We start from the raw sequence: 22,463 nt of genomic DNA, 5'->3' as shown, positions 1-22,463 counted from the left end.
AATACCTGGGTTGCGCAATGCACCTATTTCGGTACACTTCGTTCATGGTTGATATTGCCCCCATACTGAACATACGTTTCTTCCGCACCGACGCCGGGAATGAGCCCGTTCGCGAATGGCTGACTGACCTGCCTCGCGAGCATAGACGGATGATCGGGACTGACATCAAGACCGTTCAGATTGGTTGGCCTATAGGTATGCCGGTGGTTCGCAAGCTGGACACTGGGCTTTGGGAGGTCAGGATTGACCTTGGAGAAACCATCGCCCGCGTTCTCTTCACTGTGGTGGGCTCTGACATGGTTCTACTCCACGCTTTCATAAAGAAAAGTCAAAAAACACCAGCCACCGACATGGCAACCGCCAAGCAGCGCAAAGCAAGACTATGAGGCACCGCAAATGAACAAGCATATTGGATCTGATTTTGACGACTTCCTCGCCGAGCAAGGTATCGCCGAAGAAGTTTCCGCAGCTGCGCTCAAGCGCGTTATTGCCTGGCAGATTGCCGAAGCAATGAAGCTTCAGAAAGTGACCAAAAAGGCCTTGGCACAGCGGATGCACACCAGTCGCACTGCTGTTGATCGTGCGCTGGATCAGAACGATGCGGGAATGACACTGGCAACACTTGCCAGCGCAGCGCGTGCGTTGGGTCAGAGGGTGGAAGTACGGTTGGTGCCTGAGCAGGAAGAAGCTCACGCCTAAGCGCTGTCGTGGCGAGGGTGCTTGCTCCTCGCCACAGAGCTCAGTGCCGCAGGTATTATTGCGTCATCCAATCGATTTATCGCGAGCAAGCTCGCTCCCACAGTGGATGGGTGTTGATCACAGAACGCGTGATCGACACCAACCTCCTGTGGGAGCGAGCTTGCTCGCGAAGAGGCCGGCACTTATTACATCAAGTCCCAAGCTCTACCCGATCCAGGCACTTGTTCGCCAACAACATCCCCAACTCAATCATCTGGGCCACTCCCAATGCTACATGCCGTCGCGAGCCGTCCTGATCGAAGGCAAGGTCATTGAGCATTGCATTGGCCGAAGCCAGGGTTTCGCTGAGGTTGGCCAGCAACACTTCGGTGTCGATACCGTCAGCCACAGTGAATAGCTGTACCGAGGGTTTGGGTTCTGATCTGCTGTCGTCAGGTTTGAGGTAATGATCCAGCGCACGATCAGCGGCTTCTTGCAGCTTTTCGGGGGCGTAGTCGCCGTAAGGGAAAGTGGAGGCCGGCTTTGGAGGATTGGGAGTTTCTTTGATCATTTGATGCTCCTTGGGTGTTGGAGCTGCCACAAAGTCTTCTCACGGACTTAGAGAGAGTGGCAGCCGTACGCGGGGTGAGAATCCGGGTTAACACCCACCAAAAACCCGGCCATGTCGAAACATGCCCGCGCACAGCCGCCATAACACGATGTATGGACGAAACGCGCCTGCACTTTATATGGCCGGCGCCTATGCGCATAGTGGGTGTTCGGATTCTCACGTCCGGTCGCTGAATTGGCAGCGACACCCAGAGGCTAGAGCCCCCGCTTCCGACGGACAACCTTAAAAACTTGTCGGAAATTTCGGCGCGTCTGACAGACCACGATCGCTTGCTCAGACAAGAAAAGAAATAAAACGGGCCTCCATAGAACAACCCATTGATTCTATTGGTTTAGAAGTTCAACAGATCTCATGCAGCCTTGTTTCAAGAATCAAGCTGGCTTGAATTCGTTATTACCGACAGCCATGATCGCCCCGTCACCAGCGAACGCTGGCAGGAGTCTGGGTCCCTCTCCGGGTTGACCCAGCCACGCAGACGGGGCAAAGCAACCTCAGATGCGTGTCGATTGAAGCCGCCTTCGGGCGGCTTTGCTTTTTATGAGGTTAAGGATGTGTAGCGGTCTAATGAAACCGCAAACTCCATCCCCCTAGACTTAGCATTGGAGATGAATCGTTCGAATCCGAGGATCTGCACGCAAAGCGCCTTGACCACTTCGCCAGCAAAGCAATAGCTACCGCGCCTACGAACAATCTCATAGGGTCACCCCTGTGGCAGATGAGCCAAGATATCGGAAACAGAGTGCCCGACAGGACTGCAAGCTGCTGCTTGTGAGCGCTTGCAAAAGTCCCACCATGGGACTACATTCTCAACCATGAGAATTATCGCCATCAGTCATCTGAAAGCCTTCTGGGAGAAATACCCAGATTCCGAACAGCAGCTTAAGGCGTGGCTTGACGATGCCAAAAAAGCCACTTGGACCAACCCAAACGACATCAAGGCGCAATACGGTAACGCAAGCATTCTCAAGAGTCGCCGCGTGGTGTTCAACATCAAGGGTAACGACTACCGCCTGGTGGTCGCCATTGCCTACCGCTTCGGCGCTGTGTACATCAAGTTTGTCGGCACTCATCGTCGGTACGATGAGATCGACGCAAACACCGTGGAAATGGAGTAATCATCATGAACATTCGCCCAATCCGCACCGATGAAGAATACCGGGTAGCTCTCAAAGAGATATCTCCGCTGTTTGAGCATGAGCCTGAACCTGGCACCCCGGAAGGCGATGCTTTCGAAGTCATGGTCACTCTGATCGAGGCATACGAAACCAAGAACTTCCCGGTTGATCTGCCTGACCCAATTGAAGCCATCAAGTTTCGCATGGAGCAATCCGGACTCACTGCAGCCGATCTTGCTCCGGCTATCGGAAAAACGAACCGCGTATACGAGGTGCTCAACCGTAAACGCTCGTTAACTCTGCCCATGATCTGGAAGCTTCACGATATGTTCGGCATCCCTGCAGAAAGCCTGATAAAGCCAGTAAAAGCTGCCTGATACTAGCCCGGCCCGCCGGGCTTTTTCAGCATGTGCGCGAGCAGGGTTGCTGCATTGAATTCGCTTTCTTATCGCAGCTCTTGGCTAACGCGAAGTCAGCACAGGATCGCCCACCATTCGTATTTGACTTCACCCATCGCGAGCAAGGTATGTTCATAGAGCTTGTGATCGATCCCAGACTCTTCGGACGATGAGGCCGATATTTATTTCCCCAACCCCAAATTCGCCTCCGCCAAATCCAACTCCCCCAGCACCTCCCGCAACACATCGTCGCCAATCTGGTGATGCCGGCTAAGCCGATACAGCTCCAGTCGCTGCGCCCGATAGGCCTTCAACCGCAGCCGACGCTCCAGCAAATCCATCTCGAACGCCAGCGCCTGGGCTTCGGCTGAGTCGTTGAACACCTCGAGCTGATGGCGATACTCGGACATCAACCGCGCCTTGACCTCCGTCGCCAGCGCAGCCTGGGCCGCGTCCGGTACAACGCTTGGTTCTTCGACTTCCAGCGCATGAATCGCCGCCTCAGCGGTTTTACGCCACGCCTCGCGGACTTCGTTTCGGCGCTTGTCGTCGGGACTTTTCTCGATGCCACGCAGCAGCATCGGCAGGGCGATGCAGGCCGCGATCAGCGACAACAGGATCACCCCAGCGGCAATGAAGATCAGCAAGTCGCGCTCCGGGAATTCAACACCGGCGCTCAACAACAACGGCACCGACAGCACGCCCGCCAGCGTCACCGCCCCGCGTACACCGCCAAACGTCAACAACCAGCAGGAACGCGCGGTCGGCACCAGGGTCAGCTCGCCCTTGCCGCGCCAGCGGCGCACCAGCCCGGATACGCGCCAGATGCTTTGCACCCAGACAAACCGCAGCACCAGCAACACCAGGAAAATCGCCACCACGTCCAGGCAGCGATAAAACAGTGTTGGCCACAACGTCGTCTCGTGGCTGGTCACCGCCTTGATAATGTCCGGCAATTGCAAGCCCAGCAGCAGAAAGATCAGGCCGTTGAAAGCGAATTCCAGCAACGCCCAGACGCTGCGATTGAGCAGCCGCGTGCCCGTCTGGCGCGGCAGCAGGTCGAGCCAACTCTGCATCATCCCCGCCGCCACCGCCGAGAGAATCCCCGAGGCACCCAAGCGTTCAGCCAGCACATAGGCGGCAAACGGCAGTAACAACATGAACACCACGTGGGTCGCCGGATCGTCCCAGCCACGGGCAATCATCCAGGCCCGCAAGCGGCCCATCAGCCAACTCAGCGCCACGCCCACCAACAGGCCGCCGACCGCCACCAGGACGAAGGCCAGGCTCGCCCCCGCCAGGGAAAACACGCCGGTGATTGCCGCTGCCAGGGCGAACTTGAAGGTCACCAGGCCCGACGCATCGTTCATCAACGCTTCGCCCTGGAGCATGTGCATCAACGGTGCGGGCAAGCGATCCCGGGCAATTGCCGAGACCGCCACGGCGTCGGTCGGCGACAGGACAGCCGCCAAGGCGAAGGCCACCGGCAACGGGATATCGGGCAGCAACCAATGAATGAAATAACCCGCCAACACCACCGTGAACAGAACCAGCCCCACCGCCAGCGTCAGGACCGGCCCACGCAGGCGCCAGAGCTCGCGCTTGGGCATTCGCCAACCGTCGGAGAACAGCAGCGGCGGCAAGAACAAAAACAGGAACAACTCGGGATCAAGCGCCACATGCAGTCCCAGCGAGGGCCAGGCCAGCACGGCACCGGCAGCGATCTGCACCAGGGGCAACGGCAGCGGGATCAACCGTCCGATCAGGCGCGACACGCCGACCAGCATCAACAGGATCAGGACGGTATAGGCGCTTTGCATAACGGACTTCCAATGACAGCCATACACATCTCCGGCAACAGCTGGCCGGTGAAGTGCCATATTAACTGCCGAGGCGGACCGCTGCCGTTGCACATTGGTCGCACCTCAGCGGCAACAATGCGCCATCATCCGTCGGCCACCCCTAACCTCCACGCGGCAGGGGCGACCGGCAATCAACCAATGCTAAACCGCTCGCTCGGCGGCACTGAGGGTCGAGCGGGCCGAGACAAAATCGACGCTGTCACCCTCATTGTCGCTCTCTTCCTCAACATGTTCGGCCACCGGCGTTTCAACCAAAGGCAACATTCCCTGCAGCTCATCCGGATGAGCGGGACCGGCGGATAGCCTGTCCAACGCAGCGGAAGCCTTGTCCGCCAACGGCTGCGTCATCACGGCCGTGGTCACCCAGGCGGCGAGCACCGGGGCCATGGTGGCGGTGACGGTCGCCTTGCCAGCTGCCGCAACACCCGCAGGCGAAATCCCGGCGTTCCTGGCTGCATTGACAGCGGCGGTCTGGGCCATGCCGATCGCGGTAATACCGCCGGCCAACGCGCCGAGACCACTGACCAAGCCCGTCGGCGTCACCAAGGCTTGCAGCGATTTGCTGCCATCGCGCATCGCGTCCAGCGGCAGGCTGCCGACTCGCTTGGCAATACCCATCGCCGCATTTCCTACGCCATAATTCTTGAGATCCTTGTAGCGCTGATGCCAGTCCTGGCGCCCCAACAGGTATTCCGGGCCAATCCGGTGTTTCGATTTATCGATGGAATGTTGCAGATCATAGGCCGCCATGCCGGAAAGCGGAGAACCGACAGCCGCCATCACCGAGTCCACCTTGCTGCCCGTCTGCGCATCGACCGTTTTTGTCACCACGGGTTGGACCACTGTGCGCAAGACGTTTCGCGCGGTGAAGGTCTGGAAGGTCAGGCTGCCTTCGACAGCCTGGGTCGTCAGGCTCGGCTTCACCGCCTGGGCGGCTTCCTGCATGACCGGCTCCAGCTCGGCATTGTCGGCCACCAGCCATTGGGTATCGCTGGTGGCTCGCTTCATCAGGCCATTGCCGACCGTGTCGGCGGCGCTGCTGACCAGGCCGGCAATGGCCGACAGCGCCAATGGCGCGGTAATCGAGCCATTGCCGGTCACCGCCGGGGCGAAGTCCAGCGCGATGGACGCCGCGCCAAAGGGAACCGAACGGAGGAATCCGACGGTGTCATGGGCCGCGCGATCCAGGCGCGAGCCCTTGGTGAGCACGGCGTCGACGCTTTCCGCGGTTTCCCCGTCATTGGCCAAGGTCCGTGAACGATCGTCGATCAGTGCTTCGAAGGCCTCGCGATTGGCACCGTTCATATGGGGCTCGAATACCCGGGTGAGCTGGGCCTTGATGGCGCCCGTCCGATTGGCCAGGTCCTGTTCAGCGGTGACAGGGCCGATCGGGACGGCTGCAGTGGTCCCGGTGGTCGAGGTCGTTGAAGGGGGCGGGAGTGTTTCTTCAGTTTGATCCGTCAGTGGATGGAACGGGGTCAGGGAGATGGAATCCATGGGCGGGGTCTCTTGTGTGGAAAAGTGCTGGGTCTACCTGTGCTGTGTGGCCACCTCTTTCCGATCGGTTCCGCCTCGTCCGATCCGTCGCGACAGTCAAGGCACTGAAAGGAACGACGTGGCATAATCGTCGGCTGATTTTCAGGACGATACCGGGAACGTTTTGGGGGAGCACTCATGCCCAATGAAAACAAGCACTTACAGCTTTTCGGCATCAAAGCCTGCGATACGATGAAAAAAGCCCGTACCTGGCTCGATGAGCACGCGGTGCGCTATGACTTTCACGATTACAAAACTGCCGGCATCGACCGTGAGCACCTGACCCAGTGGTGCAACGAGCATGGCTGGCAAGTGGTGTTGAACCGTGCCGGTACGACCTTTCGCAAACTCGACGACGAACGCAAAGCCGATCTCGACCAGACGAAAGCCATCGAACTGATGCTCGCCCAACCCTCGATGATCAAGCGACCGGTGCTCGATCTCGGTGACCGAACCCTGATTGGCTTCAAGCCAGATATTTATGCGGCAGAAATCAAGTAAGCCTGCCCAGTCCATTTTGTAGAGGTAATTTCATGTCCACTACCCTGTTCAGCCTGGCCTTCGGCGTTGGCACCCAAAACCGTGAAGGCGCCTGGCTGGAAGTCTTCTACGCACAGCCACTGCTCAAGCCGTCGGCAGAGATCGTCGCGGCCATCGCGCCGATCCTGGGCTACAGCGAAGGCAACCAGGCCATCACCTTCACCACCGCCCAGGCGTCCCAACTGGCTGAAGCACTGCGCAACGTCGACGCCGCCCAAGCCGCGCTGCTGACCCGCCTGGCCGAAAGCCACAAGCCACTGGTCGCCACCCTGCTGGCCGAAGATGCCCAACTGTCTTCCACGCCTGAGGCTTACCTCAAGCTGCACCTGCTGTCCCATCGCCTGGTCAAGCCCCATGGCCTGAACCTGGCCGGCATCTTCCCTCTGCTGCCGAACGTGGCCTGGACCAGCCAAGGCGCGATCGACCTGGCCGAACTGGCCGAGCACCAGCTCGAAGCCCGCCTGCGTGGCGAGTTGCTGGAAGTATTCTCGGTGGACAAGTTCCCGAAAATGACCGACTACGTGGTCCCGGCCGGCGTGCGTATCGCTGATGCCGCGCGTCTGCGCCTGGGCGCCTATGTGGGCGAAGGCACCACGGTCATGCACGAAGGTTTCGTCAACTTCAACGCTGGCACCGAAGGCCCGGGCATGATCGAAGGCCGTGTCTCGGCGGGCGTGTTCGTCGGCAAGGGCTCGGACCTGGGCGGCGGCTGCTCGACCATGGGCACCCTGTCGGGCGGTGGCAACATCGTGATCAAGGTCGGCGAAGGCTGCCTGATCGGCGCGAACGCCGGCATCGGTATCCCGCTGGGCGACCGCAACACCGTGGAGTCGGGCCTGTACGTGACCGCTGGCACCAAAGTGAAGCTGCTGGACGAAAACAACCAACTGGTCAAAGTGGTCAAGGCCCGCGACCTGGCCGGCCAACCTGACCTGTTGTTCCGCCGCAATTCCGAAACCGGCGCGGTGGAATGCAAGACCCACAAGTCGGCCATCGAGCTGAACGAAGCACTGCACGCGCATAACTAAGCTGCTTCACACACTCACCTGTGGGAGCGAGCCTCTGTGGGAGCCGAGCTTGCTCGCGATGAACGATGACGCGGTCTTGCAGTAAAACCGTGTCGCTGCCATCGCGAGCAAGCTCGGCTCCCACAAAAGCCCGCTCCCACAGGGTCCGGCGTAACTCCAGCAGGGCCCGAAAGCATGTTGATTCAATCCCCCTGGCGCGCCGATTTCCCGGCCATCGCCGCCCTGCAACGGCAAGGCCAGACCTACCTGGACAGCGCCGCCACCACGCAAAAACCCCAAGCTTTGCTCGACGCGCTGGCGCATTACTACGCCAACGGTGCGGCCAACGTACACCGGGCGCAACATTTGCCCGGGGCGCTGGCTACCCAGGCATTCGAAGACAGTCGCCTCAAGGTCTCACAATGGCTCAATGCCGGAAACTGCGGGCAAGTGGTCTTCACCCATGGCGCCACGTCGGCGCTGAACCTGCTGGCCTATGGGCTGGAACATCTGTTCAACCCGGGCGATGAAATTGTCGTCAGCGCCTTGGAACACCACGCCAACCTGTTGCCCTGGCAGCAACTGGCGGAGCGTCGCGCGTTGACCCTGGTGGTGCTGCCGCTGGATGCCGATGGGGTGATCGATACGAGTGCCGCCGCCGAGCTGATCGGACCGCGCACGCGCCTGTTGGCGGTGAGCCAGTTGTCCAACGTCCTCGGCACCTGGCAGCCGTTGCTCGGCGCTGTTGGCGATGGCCAAGGCGCAGGGCGCGCTGACGGTCATCGATGGCGCCCAGGGCGTGGTCCACGGCCGCCATGATGTGGAGGCACTGGGCTGCGATTTCTACGTGTTTTCCAGCCACAAGCTCTACGGCCCCGAAGGCCTGGGGGCGCTGTTCGGTCGCAGCGAAGCGCTTGGTCTACTGCGTCATTGGCAGTTTGGCGGTGAAATGGTCCAGCAGGCCGATTACCACAGCGCCACCTTCCGCCCGGCGCCACTGGGTTTCGAGGCTGGCACACCGCCTATCGCCAGCGTGATCGGCCTGGGGGCGACGCTGGATTACCTGTCCGGGCTCGACGGGCAGGCGGTCATCGATCATGAAACCGCCCTGCATGACTATTTGCTCCACGGTCTGCAGGCGCGCAACGGCGTGCGCCTGATGGGAAGTCCCCAACTCGCACTGTCCAGCTTCGTGGTCGATGGCATCCACAACGCCGACCTTGCGCACCTGCTGACCGAGCAAGGCATCGCCGTGCGTGCCGGGCATCATTGCGCGATGCCGTTGTTCAAGCATCTGAAGCTGTCCGGGGCAATCCGGGTGTCGCTGGCGCTGTACAACGATTCCGCCGACATCGAGCGTTTCTTCGAGGCGCTGGACCAGGCCCTGGAGATGCTGCGATGAATCTGCCTGCCGACGCCATCGCCGCGCTACAGATTTTCCAGGACGCCTCCGGGTGGGAACAACGCGCCCGGCTGTTGATGCAATGGGGCGAGCGCCTGGCGCCATTGAGCGATGCAGACAAGTGCGACGCCAACCTTGTCGGCGGCTGTGAAAGCCAAGTCTGGCTGGTGGGTCAGTTGCGAGACGGCCACTGGCAGTTTTCAGCCAGCAGCGATGCGCGGTTGATCCGTGGTCTGGTGGCGTTGTTGCTGGCGCGGGTCAATGGTTTGTCCGCTGAAGAATTGCAGCAGGTGGATTTGCCGAGTTGGTTCAATCAGTTGGGATTGTCGCGGCAGTTGTCGCCGTCGCGTAGCAATGGCTTGAACGCAGTGCTACAGCGGATGCGCGAGTTGGCGCAATAATTGTGGCGAGGGGATTTATCCCCGCTGGGCTGCGAAGCGGCCCCAAACCAGGCAACTCGGTGTGCCGAGAGGATTGAGTTCACAGTTTTAGGGGGCTGCTTCGCAGCCCAACGGGGATAAATCCCCTCGCCACAATTACTGTCCGGGCTTGGTCCTGTCCGCCGGCCGCCGCATGCCCGCGACGATCTTATCCACAGCCTTGGTCGCCGCGACCATGCCGAACGTCGCCGTGACCATCATCACCGCGCCAAACCCTCCGGCGCAGTCGAGCTTGACGCCGTCGCCGACAAAACTCTTTTGCAGGCATATGCTGCCGTCCGGTTTCGGGTAGCGCAATTGTTCGGTGGAGAACACGCAAGGCACGCTGTAGTGGCGGGTCACGGTGCGGGAGAAGCCGTAGTCGCGGCGCAAGGTCGAGCGCACCTTGGAGGCCAGCGGATCGTTGAACGTACGGTTCAAATCGCAGACCTGGATCAGCGTCGGGTCGATCTGCCCGCCCGCGCCGCCGGTGGTGATGATCTGGATCTTGCGGCGCTTGCACCAGGCGATCAGCGCGGCCTTGGCGTTGACGCTGTCGATGCAGTCGATCACGCAATCGATGTTCGGCGTGATGTACTCGGCCATGGTGTCGCGGGTCACGAAGTCCGCCACCGCGTGCACGGTGCAGTCGGGGTTGATGCCCCGCAGCCGCTCGGCCATCACCTCGACCTTGGGCTTGCCGACTGTACTGTCCAGGGCGTGCAATTGACGGTTGGCGTTACTGACGCAGACATCGTCCAGGTCGAACAGCGAAATCTCGCCCACGCCGCAACGGGCGATGGCCTCCGCCGCCCAGGAGCCGACACCGCCAACGCCGACAATCGCCACATGGGCCGCCCGCAGGCGCTCCAGGCCTTCGATGCCATACAAACGGGCGATACCGGCAAACCGTGGATCTTCTGTACTCATGACCATTACCCCAAAAACCGGCGCGCATTATAGGGCTTTGCCACGGCAATTCGAGCTGTTCGCGAATTGAACCCCTCCAATTTTCCCTTGTGGGAGCGAGCTTGCTCGCGATGGCGTCAGTCCAGTCAATAGAGTATCGACTGATCCACCGCCATCGCGAGCAAGCTCGCTCCCACAGGTTTTGTGTTCCACCTGTCCCGCACCAGGGGGCCATGGTGGTCGTTTTGCTATAAGATAACCGCCATTTTGCGCGAGCCAGCCCGCGCCTGCACAAGCCTTGCGTTCACACTATATTCCCGGAGTTTTCCATGACGGCCCACGCCGACCTCTCGCCGACCCTGCAACTCGCCTGCGACCTGATCCGCCGCCCGTCCGTGACGCCGGCCGACGCCGATTGCCAGAAACTGATGATGCAGCGCCTGGGCGACGCCGGTTTCAAACTGGAGCCGATGCGCATCGAGGATGTGGATAACTTCTGGGCCAGCCATGGCAAGCAGGACGGCCCGGTGTTGTGCTTCGCCGGTCACACCGATGTGGTGCCGACCGGCCCGGTGCAGGCTTGGCAACTCGACCCGTTCGATGCGGTCATCGACGAACAGGGCATGCTCTGCGGCCGTGGCGCGGCGGACATGAAAGGCAGCCTGGCGGCGATGGTGGTGGCGGCCGAACGGTTCGTCGCCGACTACCCGGACCACAAGGGCTCGCTGACCTTCCTGATCACCAGCGATGAAGAAGGCCCGGCCCACCACGGCACCAAAGCCGTGGTCGAACGCCTCAAGGCCCGCCAGGAGCGACTGGACTGGTGCATCGTCGGCGAGCCGTCGAGCACCACGCTGGTGGGCGATGTGGTCAAGAATGGCCGGCGCGGTTCCCTCGGCGCGAAGTTGACCGTGCGCGGCAAGCAAGGCCACGTGGCTTATCCACACCTGGCGAAGAACCCGATCCACCTGGCCGCGCCAGCCCTGGCAGAACTGGCCGCCGAGCATTGGGACCATGGCAACGACTTCTTCCCGCCGACCAGTTTCCAGATCTCCAACCTCAATTCCGGCACCGGCGCGACCAACGTGATCCCCGGTGACCTGGTGGCGGTGTTCAACTTCCGCTTCTCCACCGAATCCACCGTCGAAGGCCTGCAACAGCGCGTCGCCGCCATCCTCGACAAGCATCAACTGGACTGGCACATCGACTGGGCCTTGTCCGGCCTGCCGTTCCTCACTGAGCCGGGTGCCTTGCTGGACGCCGTGTCATCGAGCATCAAGGACGTGACGGGCCGCGAGACCAAAGCCTCCACCAGCGGCGGCACTTCAGATGGTCGTTTCATCGCCACCATGGGCACGCAGGTCGTGGAGCTGGGGCCGGTCAACGCGACCATCCACCAGGTCAACGAACGCGTGCTGGCGGCCGATCTCGAAGTGCTGACCGAGATCTACTACAAGACGCTGATCAAGTTGCTCGCCTGATGCTCGCTTGCCCGATCTGCAGTGAGCCGCTGAACGCGGTGGACAACGGCGTGGTGTGCCCCGCCGGACATCGCTTCGACCGTGCGCGGCAGGGTTACCTGAACCTGCTGCCGGTGCAGCACAAGAACAGCCGCGACCCCGGCGACAACCAGGCAATGGTCGAAGCTCGCCGCGACTTTCTCAATGCCGGCCACTACGCCCCGGTCGCCCGGCGCCTGGCCGAACTGGCCGCCGAACGCGCGCCTGGGCGCTGGCTGGACATCGGTTGTGGCGAGGGTTATTACACCGCGCAAATCGCCGAAGCGTTGCCCAATGCCGATGGCTACGCCCTCGACATTTCCCGTGAAGCTATCAAACGGGCCTGCAAGCGCAACCCGCAGCTGACCTGGTTGATCGCCAGCATGGCCCGGGTGCCGTTGGCGGACGGCTGCTGCCAGTTCCTCGCCAGCGTGTTCAGCCCATTGGATTGGCAGGAGGCCAAGCGCCTGCTCAGCCCCGGCGGCGGCCTGATGAAAGTCGGCCCTACCGCCGGCCACCTGATGGAGTTGCGCGAGCGCCTGTACGACGAAGTCCGCGAATACACCGACGACAAGCACCTGGCTCTGGTACCGCCGGGCATGGTGCTGGATCACAGCGAAACCCTCGAATTCAGACTGACGCTCGATAACGGGCAGGACCGCGCCAACCTGCTGGCGATGACGCCGCACGGCTGGCGAGCCAGTGCCGAACGCCGCGCCGGCGTGATCGAGCAGGCCGAGCCGTTCGAAGTCACGGTGTCGATGCGCTACGATTATTTCATTCTTCAATAATTACCTTGGGCCCCGGGCAACTGTCTGGGGCCAGTTAAATCCGCGAATGGATTTTTCAAGACCGCAGCGAGGACATCCATGCGCCAACCCGATATCGAGATTTACCTGAAGGACGCCGACGTCGACCACAAAGCCATCGCCCACTGGCTCGGCGAAGCCCTGGGGCCGTGCAGCGACTGGGTGCAGAAAGGCCAGACTTACAAGTGCAAGGCTGGCGACATCCCAGTGACCTGGTTGCCCAAGGCCGTAGGCAAATGGAACAGCCTGTATCTGGAAAGTGATCAGACGCCGTGGGAAGACGACATCGCCTGCGCCCGCGCCGCTTTCGCCGCACTGAACGTCGAAGTGCGCTGCGCACCCGGCTCGTGGGTGGAGGAAGAAGGTGAAGAGTCGGCGGATCGCTGGATTCGCATCAGCGCCGATGGGGAAGAAGAGATTACCTGGAAGACGGCGTGACGCTGACCTCCAGTCCACCGAAGAGCCAATGTGGGAGCGAGCTTGCTCGCGATAGCGGTCTGCCTGAGACGGTGATGTTGAATGTAACGCCGTCTTCGCGAGCAAGCTCGCTCCCACAGGGGATATGGGGTGGGCACGAACCAGGTGGCACCCCATCCAAAACTGTGGGAGCAGGCTCTCCCACACTGGTTTTTTGTGTTGCCAGTGAATGCGGGTTACAACCCCACCACATCCTCAGCCTGCAAGCCCTTCTGCCCTTCCACGACCGCGTACTCGACCTGCTGGCCTTCGGTCAGTGAACGGTGGCCTTCGCCACGGATCGCGCGGTAATGCACGAACACATCCGCGCCGCCTTCACGCTGGATGAAGCCGTAGCCCTTGGCGTCGTTGAACCACTTCACATTGCCGGTTTCGCGTGCTGCCATGATGCTCACTCCCATTTTTATTTTGAGTCGGCTTTTCGCAGGAAAGCCGTACGAACTTAGCCACCGTCCGGTCGTCGATGTGGAAGGCCGGGGCAGTAACTGGCCGAGTATATGACACCCGAGAAAACTCTCAACTGACTTTACTTCGGCGCTTTTTTGCCGATTTTCGACGAATCCGGCACACTGACGGCCGCTCCATCCCATTCACTCATGCAGAAGCCGTATGACCCGCTCCCCGTTCCGCCGTCTTGTGTTTGGCACCTTGCGCCGACTGTTGTATCTCTGGGTTCGCTCCGAGACGATCAACCAGTCGTCCTTTACCCTCAACCTCGACCGCAGTCGTCCCGTGTTCTACGTCCTGCAAGATCCTTCGCTCACCGACCTCGCGGTGCTCGACACCGAGTGCACCAAGGCCGGCCTGCCGCGCCCGGTGCTGCCGGTCTCGGTGGGCAACCTGCTGGAGCCGGCGGCATTCTTCTACCTGACGCCGGCACCGGACTGGCTCGGGCGCCAGGACAAGCGAGGAGCGCCGCCCACCCTGACGCGGCTGGTCGACGTGCTGACCCACAATGTCGCCGAAGATGCGCAGATCATTCCGGTCAGTGTGTTCTGGGGCCAGTCGCCCGACAGCGAATCCAGCCCCTGGAAGCTGTTGTTCGCCGACAGTTGGGCGGTCACCGGGCGCTTGCGTCGATTGCTGAGCATCATGATTCTCGGGCGCAAGACCCGCGTGCAGTTTTCCGCGCCGATCCACCTGCGCGAGCTGATCGAGCACGACAAGGGCCACGAACGCACCGTGCGCATGGCCCAGCGGATCCTGCGGGTGCACTTCCGCAACCTTAAAGCGGCGGTCATCGGCCCTGACATTTCCCACCGACGCAACCTGGTCAAGGGGCTGTTGAACCAGCCGCTGGTCAAGCAGGCCATTGCCGAAGAAGCCGAGCGGGAGAAAATTTCCCCGGAAAAAGCCAAGGCCCAGGCCCTGCGCTACGGCAACGAGATCGCCTCGGACTACACCTACACGGCCATCCGCTTCCTGGAAGTGGTGCTGAGCTGGTTCTGGAACAAGATCTACGACGGCATCAAGGTCAACCACATCGAAGGCGTGCAGAACGTCGCCCAGGGCCACGAAGTCATCTACGTGCCGTGCCACCGCAGTCACATCGACTACTTGCTGTTGTCGTACCTGCTGTTTCGCAACGGCCTGACGCCACCGCACATCGCCGCGGGCATCAACCTGAACATGCCGGTGATCGGCAGCCTGCTGCGCCGTGGCGGGGCGTTCTTCATGCGCCGTACGTTCAAGGGCAACCCGCTCTACACCGCCGTGTTCAACGAATACCTGCACACGCTGTTCACCAAGGGCTTCCCGGTGGAGTATTTCGTCGAAGGCGGCCGTTCGCGCACCGGGCGCATGCTGCAACCCAAGACTGGCATGCTCGCCATTACCCTGCGCAGCTTCCTGCGCTCGTCGCGCATGCCCATCGTGTTCGTGCCGGTGTACATCGGTTATGAGCGCGTGCTGGAAGGCCGCACCTACCTGGGCGAACTGCGCGGCGCGAGCAAGAAGAAAGAGTCGATCTTCGATATCTTCAAGGTCATCGGCGCCCTCAAGCAGCGCTTCGGCCAAGTGGCGGTGAACTTCGGCGAGCCGATCAAGCTGGCGGAATTCCTCGACGGCGAACAGCCCGATTGGCGCCAACAGGAACTGGGTCCGCAATTCAAACCAGCCTGGCTCAACGCAACCACCAACCGCCTCGGCGAACGCGTGGCGCGGCACCTGAACGAAGCCGCGGCCATCAACCCGGTCAACCTTGTCGCCCTGGCATTGCTGTCCACCAGCCGCCTGGCCCTGGACGACCAGGCCATGGCCCGAGTGCTGGACTTGTACCTCGCGTTGCTGCGCAAAGTGCCGTATTCACCGCATACCACGCTGCCTGAGGGCGACGGCCAGGCGTTGATCGAGCATGTCAAAGGCATGGACCTGCTGTCGGAACAGAGCGATGCCTTGGGCAAGATCCTGTACCTGGACGAGCAGAATGCGGTGCTGATGACCTACTACCGCAACAACGTGCTGCACATCTTCGCCCTGCCGGCGCTGCTGGCGAGCTTCTTCCAGAGCAGCTCGCGCATGAGCCGCGAGCAGATCCTGCGCTATACCCGCGCGTTGTACCCGTACCTGCAATCGGAGCTGTTCATTCGCTGGTCGCTGGAGGAACTGGACGCCGTGGTCGACCAATGGCTCGAAGCGTTCGTCGAGCAGGGCCTGCTGCGTTTCGAGAAAGACCTGTACCTGCGTCCTGCGCCCAGTTCAAGGCATTTCGTGCTGCTGACGCTGCTATCGAAGAGCATCGCCCAGACCCTGCAACGCTTCTACATGACCGTTTCGCTGCTGCTCAACAGCGGCCAGAACAGCATCAGCGCCGAAGAGCTGGAAGACCTCTGCACCGTCATGGCCCAGCGCCTGTCGATCCTGCACGGACTGAACGCGCCGGAGTTCTTCGACAAGAGCCTGTTCCGCCACTTCATCCAGACGATGCTCGACCTCGACGTACTGCGCCGCGATGAAGCGGGCAAGCTAAGCTATCACGAGCTGCTCGGTGAACTGGCCGAAGGTGCGGCCAAGCGCGTGCTGCCGACGGAGATTCGTTTGTCGATCCGCCAGGTGGCGTTGCATCGCGACGAAGAGGTGACTGAGACTCGCAACCAGCCCTGAAACTTGATCTGGGGCAGCGTGGGGTTGCCCCGATCAGCCAGTCGATATATGCGATCCCACATCTTCAAGCGGCACAGGCGACGTCAAACGAAGAAAAGCCCTACAGATATCGTTAGACCAAGACTCTAGGATGGGCTCACGTCAATATCGACGGATTGAAAAGGAATTCAACATGAGCCTGCATACCATCCAAGCGTCCATTCATTTGCCTGAAGATGTTCAACTCCCTGAAAGCGGAGGCACTCACATCACTTTCGCAACGCCGCATACCTCCAGCGGCCATGGCGGCAACCAGATACCCAAAATGCCATGGATCGTCAGCTTCACCATCAACAGCGACGTCGCGACCGAAGGCGAAGAGTTTTCGGTGACCGCGCAAATCAACGCCCCTCGTCCTCTTTTCCTGAACACCCCGCATACGTTCATCTGGAACGGCGGTGATCAGAACGTTGATATCAACCTGACCCTCGCGCCACCGGAAACCGAAGAGACTCTGCCATTCACGTTCGGCTCCTGAGTCGCAACGTTCAGGTGGATTTATAAACCAGAATCCTCCAGATTCTCTTTGACGCTGGCGTGTTGTTGGCGTCAAAGGGAAAGGTAATGACCCATGAAAAGATTTGCTCTGCTTGCCTCCATGGCCGTACTGGCCGCTTGCCAATCGGCAACGCCACCCTCCGCAACCGTCCAAACCCTTGACGGTGAAGTATTCTATTTGCAGCGCATCGCCTTGCCGCCCACTGCAACCTTGACCGTAAGCCTGCAAGACGTTTCCCTGGCCGACGCTGCGGCGGTAGTGATCGACGAGCAACGTGGCCCGGTCGAAGGGCAGGTCCCATTACCGTTCAAGCTCAGTTATGATCCGGCACAGGTCAAGCCCGGTCATCGTTATGCCGTGAGCGCCCGCATCGAAGTCGACGGCCAGTTGATGTTCATCACCACTGAACAACACACCGTGCAGCTCGATGGCAAAGATCCGCAGCCGTTGAAGATTCGCGTCAACGCCGCACGCTGATTCCTGTTCCACTCTTCAAGGAAGCTGCCATGCTCCGCTCTACCCTTCGCTTCACCGGCCTGTGTGCCGGCCTGTTGATCTGCGCCAACGCCATGGCCTTGTCCCTGGGCGATCTGTCCCAGAAAGACGCCACGGGTGGCCTCAAGGATGCACTGACCCAAGGCGCCCAGATTGCCGTCAAGCAACTGGGCAAGCCGGGCGGTTTCAGCAACAACCCGGACGTGAAGATCGAGTTGCCAGGCAAGCTCGGCAAAGTCGCCGGCAAGATGAAAGCCTTCGGCATGGGTGACCAGGTGGATCAATTGGAAACCAGCATGAACCAGGCGGCCGAAGCCGCCGTAGTGCAGGCCCAGCCGATCCTGGTCGATGCCGTGAAGAACATGAGCGTGAGCGATGCCAAGGGCATCTTGAGCGGTGGCAACGATTCGGCCACGCAATACCTGAACAAGAGCAGCCGCGAACAGATTCGCGCCAAGTTCCTGCCTATCGTCAAGCAAGCCACCGACAAGGTCGGCCTGGCCCAGAAGTACAACGCCTTTGCCGGCCAGGCTGCGACGCTGGGTGTAGTGGACGCCAAGAGCGCCAACGTCGAGAACTACGTGACCGAGCAGGCCCTGGACGGCTTGTTCAAGATGATCGGCGAGCAGGAAGCCACCATTCGCAAGAACCCCGCGGCTGCGGCGACCAGTTTGGCGAAGAAAGTGTTCGGTACGCTCTAAACCCCAACCCAAAACAACTGTGGGAGCGAGCTTGCTCGCGATAGCGGTGTAACAGCCAACGAAGATGTTGAGGCTGATATTGCTATCGCGAGCAAGCTCGCTCCCACATTGGGTTCATGGAGGCCACAGGCCGAGGTCAGGTCTTCTTGACCCTGAACCACGCCGCATACAGCGCCGGCAGGAACAGCAGCGTCAACGCTGTCGCCACAATCAGCCCCCCCATGATCGCCACCGCCATCGGGCCGAAGAACAGGCTGCGCGACAGCGGAATCATCGCCAGCACCGCCGCCAGCGCGGTGAGCACGATCGGGCGGAATCGTCGCACCGTCGCTTCGATGATCGCCTGCCATGGCGCAAGCCCGGCCTTGATGTCCTGTTCGATCTGGTCCACCAGGATCACCGAGTTGCGCATGATCATGCCAGACAGCGCGATGGTGCCGAGCATGGCGACGAAACCGAACGGCTGGCGGAACACCAACAGAAACAGCGTGACACCAATCAACCCCAGCGGCGCGGTGAGGAACACCATCGCCGTGCGGGAGAAGCTGCGCAATTGCAGCATCAACAACGTCAGCACCACCACGATGAACAGCGGCACACCGGCGTTCACTGATTTCTGGCCACGGGCCGAGTCCTCCACGGTGCCACCCACTTCCAGCAAATAGCCGTCCGGCAGTTCCGCTTGAATCGCGTCCAGGGTCGGGAAGATCTGCTGGACCAGGGTCGCCGGCTGTTCCTTGCCGTAGATATCGGCCCGAACGGTCACGCTCGGCAGACGGTTGCGATGCCAGATCACGCCCTCTTCGAAGCCATACTCCAGTGTCGCGATCTGCGACAGCGCAACGCTCGCACCGTTGTCGGTGGGCACCGCCAGGCTTGGCAGCCGCGAAAGCTCGGTGCGCTCATGCACGGTGCCGCGCAGCAGGATCTCGATCAGCTCGTTGTCTTCCCGGTATTGGCTGACACTGGATCCGGTCAGAGAACTTTGCAGGAAGCTGGACAGATTGGCGGTGGTCACCCCCAAGGCCCGGGCGCGGTCCTGGTCGATATTCAGATACACCACCTTGCTCGGCTCTTCCCAGTCCAGATGTACATTGGCAACGTAGGGATTTTCCCGGACCTTCGTCGCCACTTTCCGCGCCAGGGCCCGGACTACCTCGATGTGCTCGCCCGTCACGCGGAACTGCACCGGGTAGCCCACCGGCGGACCGTTCTCCAGGCGTGTCACCCGCGAGCGCAACGTCGGGAACTGCTCGTTCAGGGTGCTGATCAGCCAACTGCGCAACGGCTCGCGGTCTTCGATCGTCTTGGCCAGCACCACGAATTGGGCGAAGCTTGGCGCCGGCAGTTGCTGGTCCAGCGGCAGATAGAAACGCGGTGATCCGGTGCCGACGTAGGCAACATAATTGTCGATGCCGGCGTGATCCTTGAGCAGCGCTTCCAGGCGCTTGACCTGCTCGGCGGTGTTGCTCAGGGAGGCTCCTTCCTGCAGTTTCAAGTCGACCATCAGTTCCAGCCGCCCCGATGCCGGAAAGAACTGCTGCGGCACGAAACGGAACAACGCCACCGAGCCGACAAACAACAGCACGGTCAGCAGGATGACGGTTTTGCGCCGACGCACACACCACTCCACCATCCGCCGGACACGCTGATAGAACGGCGTGCCGTAAGGGTCGGTCTGGCCGTCAGTCGTGCCATGTTTGGCCGCGTGAATTTTCGCCAGGTCCGGCAGGAGCTTTTCCCCCAGGTACGGCACGAACACCACCGCGGCGACCCAGGAGGCCAGCAATGCCAAAGTCACCACTTGGAAAATCGAACGGGTGTATTCGCCGGTGCCCGATTGCGCGGTGGCGATCGGCAGGAAGCCCGCCGCCGTGATCAAGGTACCGGTGAGCATCGGGAATGCGGTGCTGGTCCAGGCGAAGCTGGCCGCCTTGATCCGGTCGAAGCCCTGCTCCATCTTGATCGCCATCATCTCCACCGCAATGATCGCGTCGTCCACCAGCAGCCCCAGGGCCAATACCAGCGCACCGAGGGAAATCTTGTGCAGGCCGATCCCCAGGTAATACATGGCGGCGAAGGTCATCGCCAACACCAGAGGAATCGCCAGGGCCACCACCATCCCGGTGCGCAGCCCGAGGGAGAAGAAGCTCACCAGCAACACGATGGTCAGTGCTTCCACCAGCACCTGGACGAACTCACCGACGCCGGTTTTCACCGCCGCCGGCTGGTCCGACACCTTGTGCAATTGCATGCCGGCCGGCAGTGAGTTCTGGAGGCGAGCAAAGTCGACCTCAAGGGCCTTGCCCAGAATCAGGATATCCCCGCCTTGCTTCATCGCCACGGCCAGGCCGATGGCGTCCTCGCCCATGAAGCGTATGCGGGGCGCCGAGCGGGTCGTTGAAACCGCGGCGCACGTCCGCCAGGTCGCTGATACGGAACGTACGATCGCCGACCCGGATCGGGAAGTTGCGGATCTCTTCCACGGTCTGGAAATTCCCCGAGACCCGTAGCTGCAAACGCTCGCTGCCGGTTTCGAAGAAGCCGGCGGTGGAAACCGTGTTCTGCTCTTCAAGGGCCTGCTGGACCGCCGCCAAGGGCAGGCCGAGGGTCGCCAGCTTAACGTTCGACAACTCGATCCAGATCTTCTCGTCCTGCAAACCGATCAGTTCGACCTTGCCCACATCCTTGACCCGCTGCAGCTGGAGCTGGATGCGATCGGCGTAATCCTTGAGCACGGCATAGTCGAAACCTTCGCCGGTCAGCGCGTAGATATTGCCGAAGGTGGTGCCGAATTCATCGTTGAAGAACGGCCCCTGGACATCCGGCGGCAAGGTGTGGCGAATGTCGCCGATCTTCTTGCGCAACTGATACCACAGCTCGGGAATCTGCGCCGAATGCATGGAATCACGCGCCGCGAAAGTCACCTGGGATTCCCCCGGGCGGGAGAACGAGACGATCTTTTCGTAATCGCCGGTCTCCATCAGCTTCTTTTCGATACGCTCGGTGACCTGGCGCGACACTTCCTCAGCCGTGGCGCCGGGCCAGATCGTGCGGATGACCATGGCCTTGAAGGTGAACGGCGGGTCTTCGCTCTGGCCGAGCTTGGTGTAGGAAAGTGCTCCGACGATTGCCAGCAACAGCATCAGGAACAGTACGATCTGGCGGTTGCGCAACGCCCATTCGGAAAGATTGAAACCCATCGGGGATTACTCCTTGGCCGCCAGGTTGACCACGCGGTTGGAGCGATCCACCGGCCGCACCTGCTGGCCATCGAGGAGCACATGCACGCCTGCGGCCACCACCCAGTCATTCGCACCCAGGCCTTCAAGTACCGGCACGGTTTTTTCGCCAAAGGCACCGACACGGACCGGGACTTTCTTGAGGGTGTTGTTGGCGTTGACCACCCAGACGTAGGTCGCACCGTTTTCGGCGGTGAGGGCCGACAGCGGCACTGACAGCGGGACCTTTTCGGCATTCTGGATAAACACCCGGGCGCTCTGGCCCAGTTCCGCCGGGACGCTGCCGGCGGTGAACGCGACGCGAGCGGCGAAGGTGCGGGATTTCGGGTCGGCGGCGGGCGAGAGTTCGCGGATGTGTCCACTGAAGCGCTGGTCGGGTTGGCTCCACAGCTCCACCGAAACCGGCTGGCCGATCTTGAAGCGGCCGAAGCTCTGCTCAGGCAAGCTGATCAGCACCTCACGCTCACCGTCGGTGGCCAGCGTGAAGACCGTCTGCCCGGCCGACACCACCTGACCGACCTCCACCGAACGCCGGGCCACGACGCCATCCTGGGGCGCGCGCAATACGGAATAGCTCGCCTGGTTGCTGGCGACATCGAACTCAGCCTTGATCTGCTTGAGCCGCGCGGCCCCGGAACGATAGAGATTCTCGGCGTTGTCGTATTGGGAGCGGCTGACCATCTGCCGTTCCATCAAGGTCTTGTAGCGGTCGCGCTCGGCGCGCACCAGGCTCAAGTTGGCCTCGGCGGCGGCGACCTGGGCCCGGCTCGCTTCCAGTTGCAGGCGTACATCTTCAGGATCGAGTTCAGCCAAGGGTTGATTGGCCTTGACCCGCTGCCCCTCTTCGACCAACCGTCGGCTCACTTTGCCGCCAATGCGAAACGCCAGGTCCGGTTCGAACCGCGCCCGCACTTCGCCAGGATAACTGTCCATCGCCAAGGCCGAAGGCTCTGGCTTGACCACCATGGCGGGGCGGACGACAGCGGCGACCGGCTCATCGTGGCCACACGCAGACAATAAAAAAGCCAGGCTGACTGGCAGGGCGAGGGGCAGGACATAGCGGAACATGGTGGATGACCTTTCGCTAATGGTGCTTGGAATAA

At 61.1% G+C, this 22,463-nt stretch carries 20 protein-coding genes and 3 pseudogenes; 15 read left to right on the top strand and 8 right to left on the bottom strand.

Annotated elements, in window-relative coordinates:
* The first annotated feature begins 44 nt into the window (after positions 1-44).
* Together AB4N42_RS09210 and AB4N42_RS09205 are read left to right on the top strand one after the other, a co-directional pair.
* Positions 45-386 carry a type II toxin-antitoxin system RelE/ParE family toxin gene (locus tag AB4N42_RS09210; protein ID WP_334598250.1) on the top strand — a complete coding sequence of 114 codons (342 nt, stop codon included), beginning with the start codon at positions 45-47 and terminating at the stop codon, positions 384-386.
* 10 nt (positions 387-396) lie between these two features.
* Positions 397-699: an XRE family transcriptional regulator gene (locus tag AB4N42_RS09205; RefSeq protein ID WP_057448352.1), complete on the top strand. Its 303-nt coding sequence runs from the start codon at positions 397-399 to the stop codon at positions 697-699.
* Positions 700-889: 190 nt separating this feature from the next.
* Here AB4N42_RS09205 and AB4N42_RS09200 read toward each other — a convergent pair whose 3' ends face one another.
* On the bottom strand, positions 890-1,249 hold the full coding sequence (locus tag AB4N42_RS09200) for a DUF6124 family protein (protein ID WP_217860240.1): 360 nt from the start codon (positions 1,247-1,249) through the stop codon (positions 890-892).
* A gap of 628 nt (positions 1,250-1,877) precedes the next feature.
* Positions 1,878-1,964 (bottom strand): annotated as a pseudogene (locus AB4N42_RS09195) (tail assembly protein); the annotation flags it as partial.
* 157 nt (positions 1,965-2,121) lie between these two features.
* On the opposite strand from AB4N42_RS09195, the gene AB4N42_RS09190 reads away from it, so the two are divergent.
* Both AB4N42_RS09190 and AB4N42_RS09185 read left to right on the top strand, forming a co-directional pair.
* Positions 2,122-2,424, top strand: a complete 303-nt coding sequence (locus AB4N42_RS09190; protein WP_053118835.1) for a type II toxin-antitoxin system HigB family toxin — start codon at positions 2,122-2,124, stop codon at positions 2,422-2,424.
* 5 nt (positions 2,425-2,429) lie between these two features.
* Positions 2,430-2,801, top strand: a complete 372-nt coding sequence (locus AB4N42_RS09185; protein WP_053118833.1) for a helix-turn-helix domain-containing protein — start codon at positions 2,430-2,432, stop codon at positions 2,799-2,801.
* A gap of 203 nt (positions 2,802-3,004) precedes the next feature.
* On the opposite strand, the gene AB4N42_RS09180 is transcribed toward AB4N42_RS09185, so the two are convergent.
* Complete coding sequence (locus AB4N42_RS09180; RefSeq protein ID WP_030139496.1) at positions 3,005-4,642, bottom strand: Na+/H+ antiporter; 1,638 nt, start codon at positions 4,640-4,642, stop codon at positions 3,005-3,007.
* A gap of 183 nt (positions 4,643-4,825) precedes the next feature.
* Complete coding sequence (locus tag AB4N42_RS09175; protein ID WP_460116122.1) at positions 4,826-6,181, bottom strand: type III effector protein RopAA; 1,356 nt, start codon at positions 6,179-6,181, stop codon at positions 4,826-4,828.
* Between the two features lie 177 nt (positions 6,182-6,358).
* On the opposite strand from AB4N42_RS09175, the gene AB4N42_RS09170 reads away from it, so the two are divergent.
* The 4 genes and pseudogenes from AB4N42_RS09170 to AB4N42_RS09155 all read left to right on the top strand — a co-directional run bounded on the left by AB4N42_RS09170 (position 6,359) and on the right by AB4N42_RS09155 (position 9,570).
* Positions 6,359-6,721 (top strand): ArsC family reductase, encoded by a 363-nt coding sequence (locus tag AB4N42_RS09170; RefSeq protein WP_217860243.1) that lies wholly within the window; start codon positions 6,359-6,361, stop codon positions 6,719-6,721.
* A 32-nt stretch (positions 6,722-6,753) separates the two neighbouring features.
* Positions 6,754-7,788: a 2,3,4,5-tetrahydropyridine-2,6-dicarboxylate N-succinyltransferase gene (dapD, locus tag AB4N42_RS09165; RefSeq protein WP_030139499.1), complete on the top strand. Its 1,035-nt coding sequence runs from the start codon at positions 6,754-6,756 to the stop codon at positions 7,786-7,788.
* Positions 7,789-7,962: 174 nt separating this feature from the next.
* Positions 7,963-9,169, top strand: a pseudogene (locus AB4N42_RS09160) (aminotransferase class V-fold PLP-dependent enzyme).
* Positions 9,166-9,570, top strand: a complete 405-nt coding sequence (locus tag AB4N42_RS09155; RefSeq protein ID WP_460116121.1) for a SufE family protein — start codon at positions 9,166-9,168, stop codon at positions 9,568-9,570. The pseudogene AB4N42_RS09160 and the gene AB4N42_RS09155 overlap by 4 nt, the downstream one beginning before the upstream one ends.
* Positions 9,571-9,705: 135 nt before the next feature.
* Here the strand turns inward: AB4N42_RS09155 and tcdA are convergent, their stop codons facing one another.
* A complete protein-coding gene (gene tcdA / locus AB4N42_RS09150) occupies positions 9,706-10,524 on the bottom strand; it encodes a tRNA cyclic N6-threonylcarbamoyladenosine(37) synthase TcdA (RefSeq protein ID WP_217860246.1) in 819 nt (272 codons plus the stop codon).
* Positions 10,525-10,826: 302 nt separating this feature from the next.
* On the opposite strand from tcdA, the gene dapE reads away from it, so the two are divergent.
* The 3 genes from dapE to AB4N42_RS09135 all read left to right on the top strand — a co-directional run bounded on the left by dapE (position 10,827) and on the right by AB4N42_RS09135 (position 13,243).
* Positions 10,827-11,978: a succinyl-diaminopimelate desuccinylase gene (gene dapE, locus AB4N42_RS09145; RefSeq protein WP_258648208.1), complete on the top strand. Its 1,152-nt coding sequence runs from the start codon at positions 10,827-10,829 to the stop codon at positions 11,976-11,978.
* Entirely contained in the window at positions 11,978-12,787 is an 810-nt protein-coding gene (locus tag AB4N42_RS09140) for a putative RNA methyltransferase (RefSeq protein WP_407683780.1), read from the top strand. The genes dapE and AB4N42_RS09140 overlap by 1 nt, the downstream gene beginning before the upstream one ends.
* Before the next feature lie 78 nt (positions 12,788-12,865).
* Positions 12,866-13,243: a hypothetical protein gene (locus AB4N42_RS09135; RefSeq protein WP_030139505.1), complete on the top strand. Its 378-nt coding sequence runs from the start codon at positions 12,866-12,868 to the stop codon at positions 13,241-13,243.
* Positions 13,244-13,458: 215 nt separating this feature from the next.
* Here the strand turns inward: AB4N42_RS09135 and AB4N42_RS09130 are convergent, their stop codons facing one another.
* Positions 13,459-13,668, bottom strand: a complete 210-nt coding sequence (locus tag AB4N42_RS09130; protein WP_003184959.1) for a cold-shock protein — start codon at positions 13,666-13,668, stop codon at positions 13,459-13,461.
* Between the two features lie 223 nt (positions 13,669-13,891).
* On the opposite strand from AB4N42_RS09130, the gene plsB reads away from it, so the two are divergent.
* The 4 genes from plsB to AB4N42_RS09110 all read left to right on the top strand — a co-directional run bounded on the left by plsB (position 13,892) and on the right by AB4N42_RS09110 (position 18,118).
* Positions 13,892-16,384, top strand: coding sequence for a glycerol-3-phosphate 1-O-acyltransferase PlsB (gene plsB, locus AB4N42_RS09125; RefSeq protein WP_460116120.1), 2,493 nt, complete (start codon positions 13,892-13,894; stop codon positions 16,382-16,384).
* Between the two features lie 172 nt (positions 16,385-16,556).
* Entirely contained in the window at positions 16,557-16,901 is a 345-nt protein-coding gene (locus AB4N42_RS09120; protein WP_460116119.1) for a hypothetical protein, read from the top strand.
* Positions 16,902-16,994: 93 nt separating this feature from the next.
* Positions 16,995-17,399 (top strand): YbaY family lipoprotein, encoded by a 405-nt coding sequence (locus tag AB4N42_RS09115; RefSeq protein ID WP_460116118.1) that lies wholly within the window; start codon positions 16,995-16,997, stop codon positions 17,397-17,399.
* 29 nt (positions 17,400-17,428) lie between these two features.
* Positions 17,429-18,118: a DUF4197 domain-containing protein gene (locus AB4N42_RS09110; RefSeq protein WP_030139509.1), complete on the top strand. Its 690-nt coding sequence runs from the start codon at positions 17,429-17,431 to the stop codon at positions 18,116-18,118.
* A 136-nt stretch (positions 18,119-18,254) separates the two neighbouring features.
* Here the strand turns inward: AB4N42_RS09110 and AB4N42_RS09105 are convergent.
* Together AB4N42_RS09105 and AB4N42_RS09100 are read right to left on the bottom strand one after the other, a co-directional pair.
* Positions 18,255-21,321 (bottom strand): annotated as a pseudogene (locus tag AB4N42_RS09105) (efflux RND transporter permease subunit).
* Between the two features lie 6 nt (positions 21,322-21,327).
* Positions 21,328-22,428: an efflux RND transporter periplasmic adaptor subunit gene (locus AB4N42_RS09100; protein ID WP_407683783.1), complete on the bottom strand. Its 1,101-nt coding sequence runs from the start codon at positions 22,426-22,428 to the stop codon at positions 21,328-21,330.
* Positions 22,429-22,463: the final 35 nt, after the last annotated feature.

It is taken from the genome of Pseudomonas sp. H2_D02 (assembly GCF_054677635.1).
Note: the sequence above shows the minus strand (reverse complement) of the source record. Positions and strands in the feature narration are given on the sequence as shown.

Bases quoted from the DNA above. Each gene is read 5' to 3' on its own strand.
- AB4N42_RS09210 (WP_334598250.1), top strand. From the start codon at position 45: ATGGTTGATATTGCCCCCATACTGAACATACGTTTCTTCCGCACCGAC.
- AB4N42_RS09205 (WP_057448352.1), top strand. From the start codon at position 397: ATGAACAAGCATATTGGATCTGATTTTGACGACTTCCTCGCCGAGCAA.
- AB4N42_RS09200 (WP_217860240.1), bottom strand. From the start codon at position 1,249: ATGATCAAAGAAACTCCCAATCCTCCAAAGCCGGCCTCCACTTTCCCT.
- AB4N42_RS09190 (WP_053118835.1), top strand. From the start codon at position 2,122: ATGAGAATTATCGCCATCAGTCATCTGAAAGCCTTCTGGGAGAAATAC.
- AB4N42_RS09185 (WP_053118833.1), top strand. From the start codon at position 2,430: ATGAACATTCGCCCAATCCGCACCGATGAAGAATACCGGGTAGCTCTC.
- AB4N42_RS09180 (WP_030139496.1), bottom strand. From the start codon at position 4,642: ATGCAAAGCGCCTATACCGTCCTGATCCTGTTGATGCTGGTCGGCGTG.
- AB4N42_RS09175 (WP_460116122.1), bottom strand. From the start codon at position 6,181: ATGGATTCCATCTCCCTGACCCCGTTCCATCCACTGACGGATCAAACT.
- AB4N42_RS09170 (WP_217860243.1), top strand. From the start codon at position 6,359: ATGCCCAATGAAAACAAGCACTTACAGCTTTTCGGCATCAAAGCCTGC.
- dapD (WP_030139499.1), top strand. From the start codon at position 6,754: ATGTCCACTACCCTGTTCAGCCTGGCCTTCGGCGTTGGCACCCAAAAC.
- AB4N42_RS09155 (WP_460116121.1), top strand. From the start codon at position 9,166: ATGAATCTGCCTGCCGACGCCATCGCCGCGCTACAGATTTTCCAGGAC.
- tcdA (WP_217860246.1), bottom strand. From the start codon at position 10,524: ATGGTCATGAGTACAGAAGATCCACGGTTTGCCGGTATCGCCCGTTTG.
- dapE (WP_258648208.1), top strand. From the start codon at position 10,827: ATGACGGCCCACGCCGACCTCTCGCCGACCCTGCAACTCGCCTGCGAC.
- AB4N42_RS09140 (WP_407683780.1), top strand. From the start codon at position 11,978: ATGCTCGCTTGCCCGATCTGCAGTGAGCCGCTGAACGCGGTGGACAAC.
- AB4N42_RS09135 (WP_030139505.1), top strand. From the start codon at position 12,866: ATGCGCCAACCCGATATCGAGATTTACCTGAAGGACGCCGACGTCGAC.
- AB4N42_RS09130 (WP_003184959.1), bottom strand. From the start codon at position 13,668: ATGGCAGCACGCGAAACCGGCAATGTGAAGTGGTTCAACGACGCCAAG.
- plsB (WP_460116120.1), top strand. From the start codon at position 13,892: ATGACCCGCTCCCCGTTCCGCCGTCTTGTGTTTGGCACCTTGCGCCGA.
- AB4N42_RS09120 (WP_460116119.1), top strand. From the start codon at position 16,557: ATGAGCCTGCATACCATCCAAGCGTCCATTCATTTGCCTGAAGATGTT.
- AB4N42_RS09115 (WP_460116118.1), top strand. From the start codon at position 16,995: ATGAAAAGATTTGCTCTGCTTGCCTCCATGGCCGTACTGGCCGCTTGC.
- AB4N42_RS09110 (WP_030139509.1), top strand. From the start codon at position 17,429: ATGCTCCGCTCTACCCTTCGCTTCACCGGCCTGTGTGCCGGCCTGTTG.
- AB4N42_RS09100 (WP_407683783.1), bottom strand. From the start codon at position 22,428: ATGTTCCGCTATGTCCTGCCCCTCGCCCTGCCAGTCAGCCTGGCTTTT.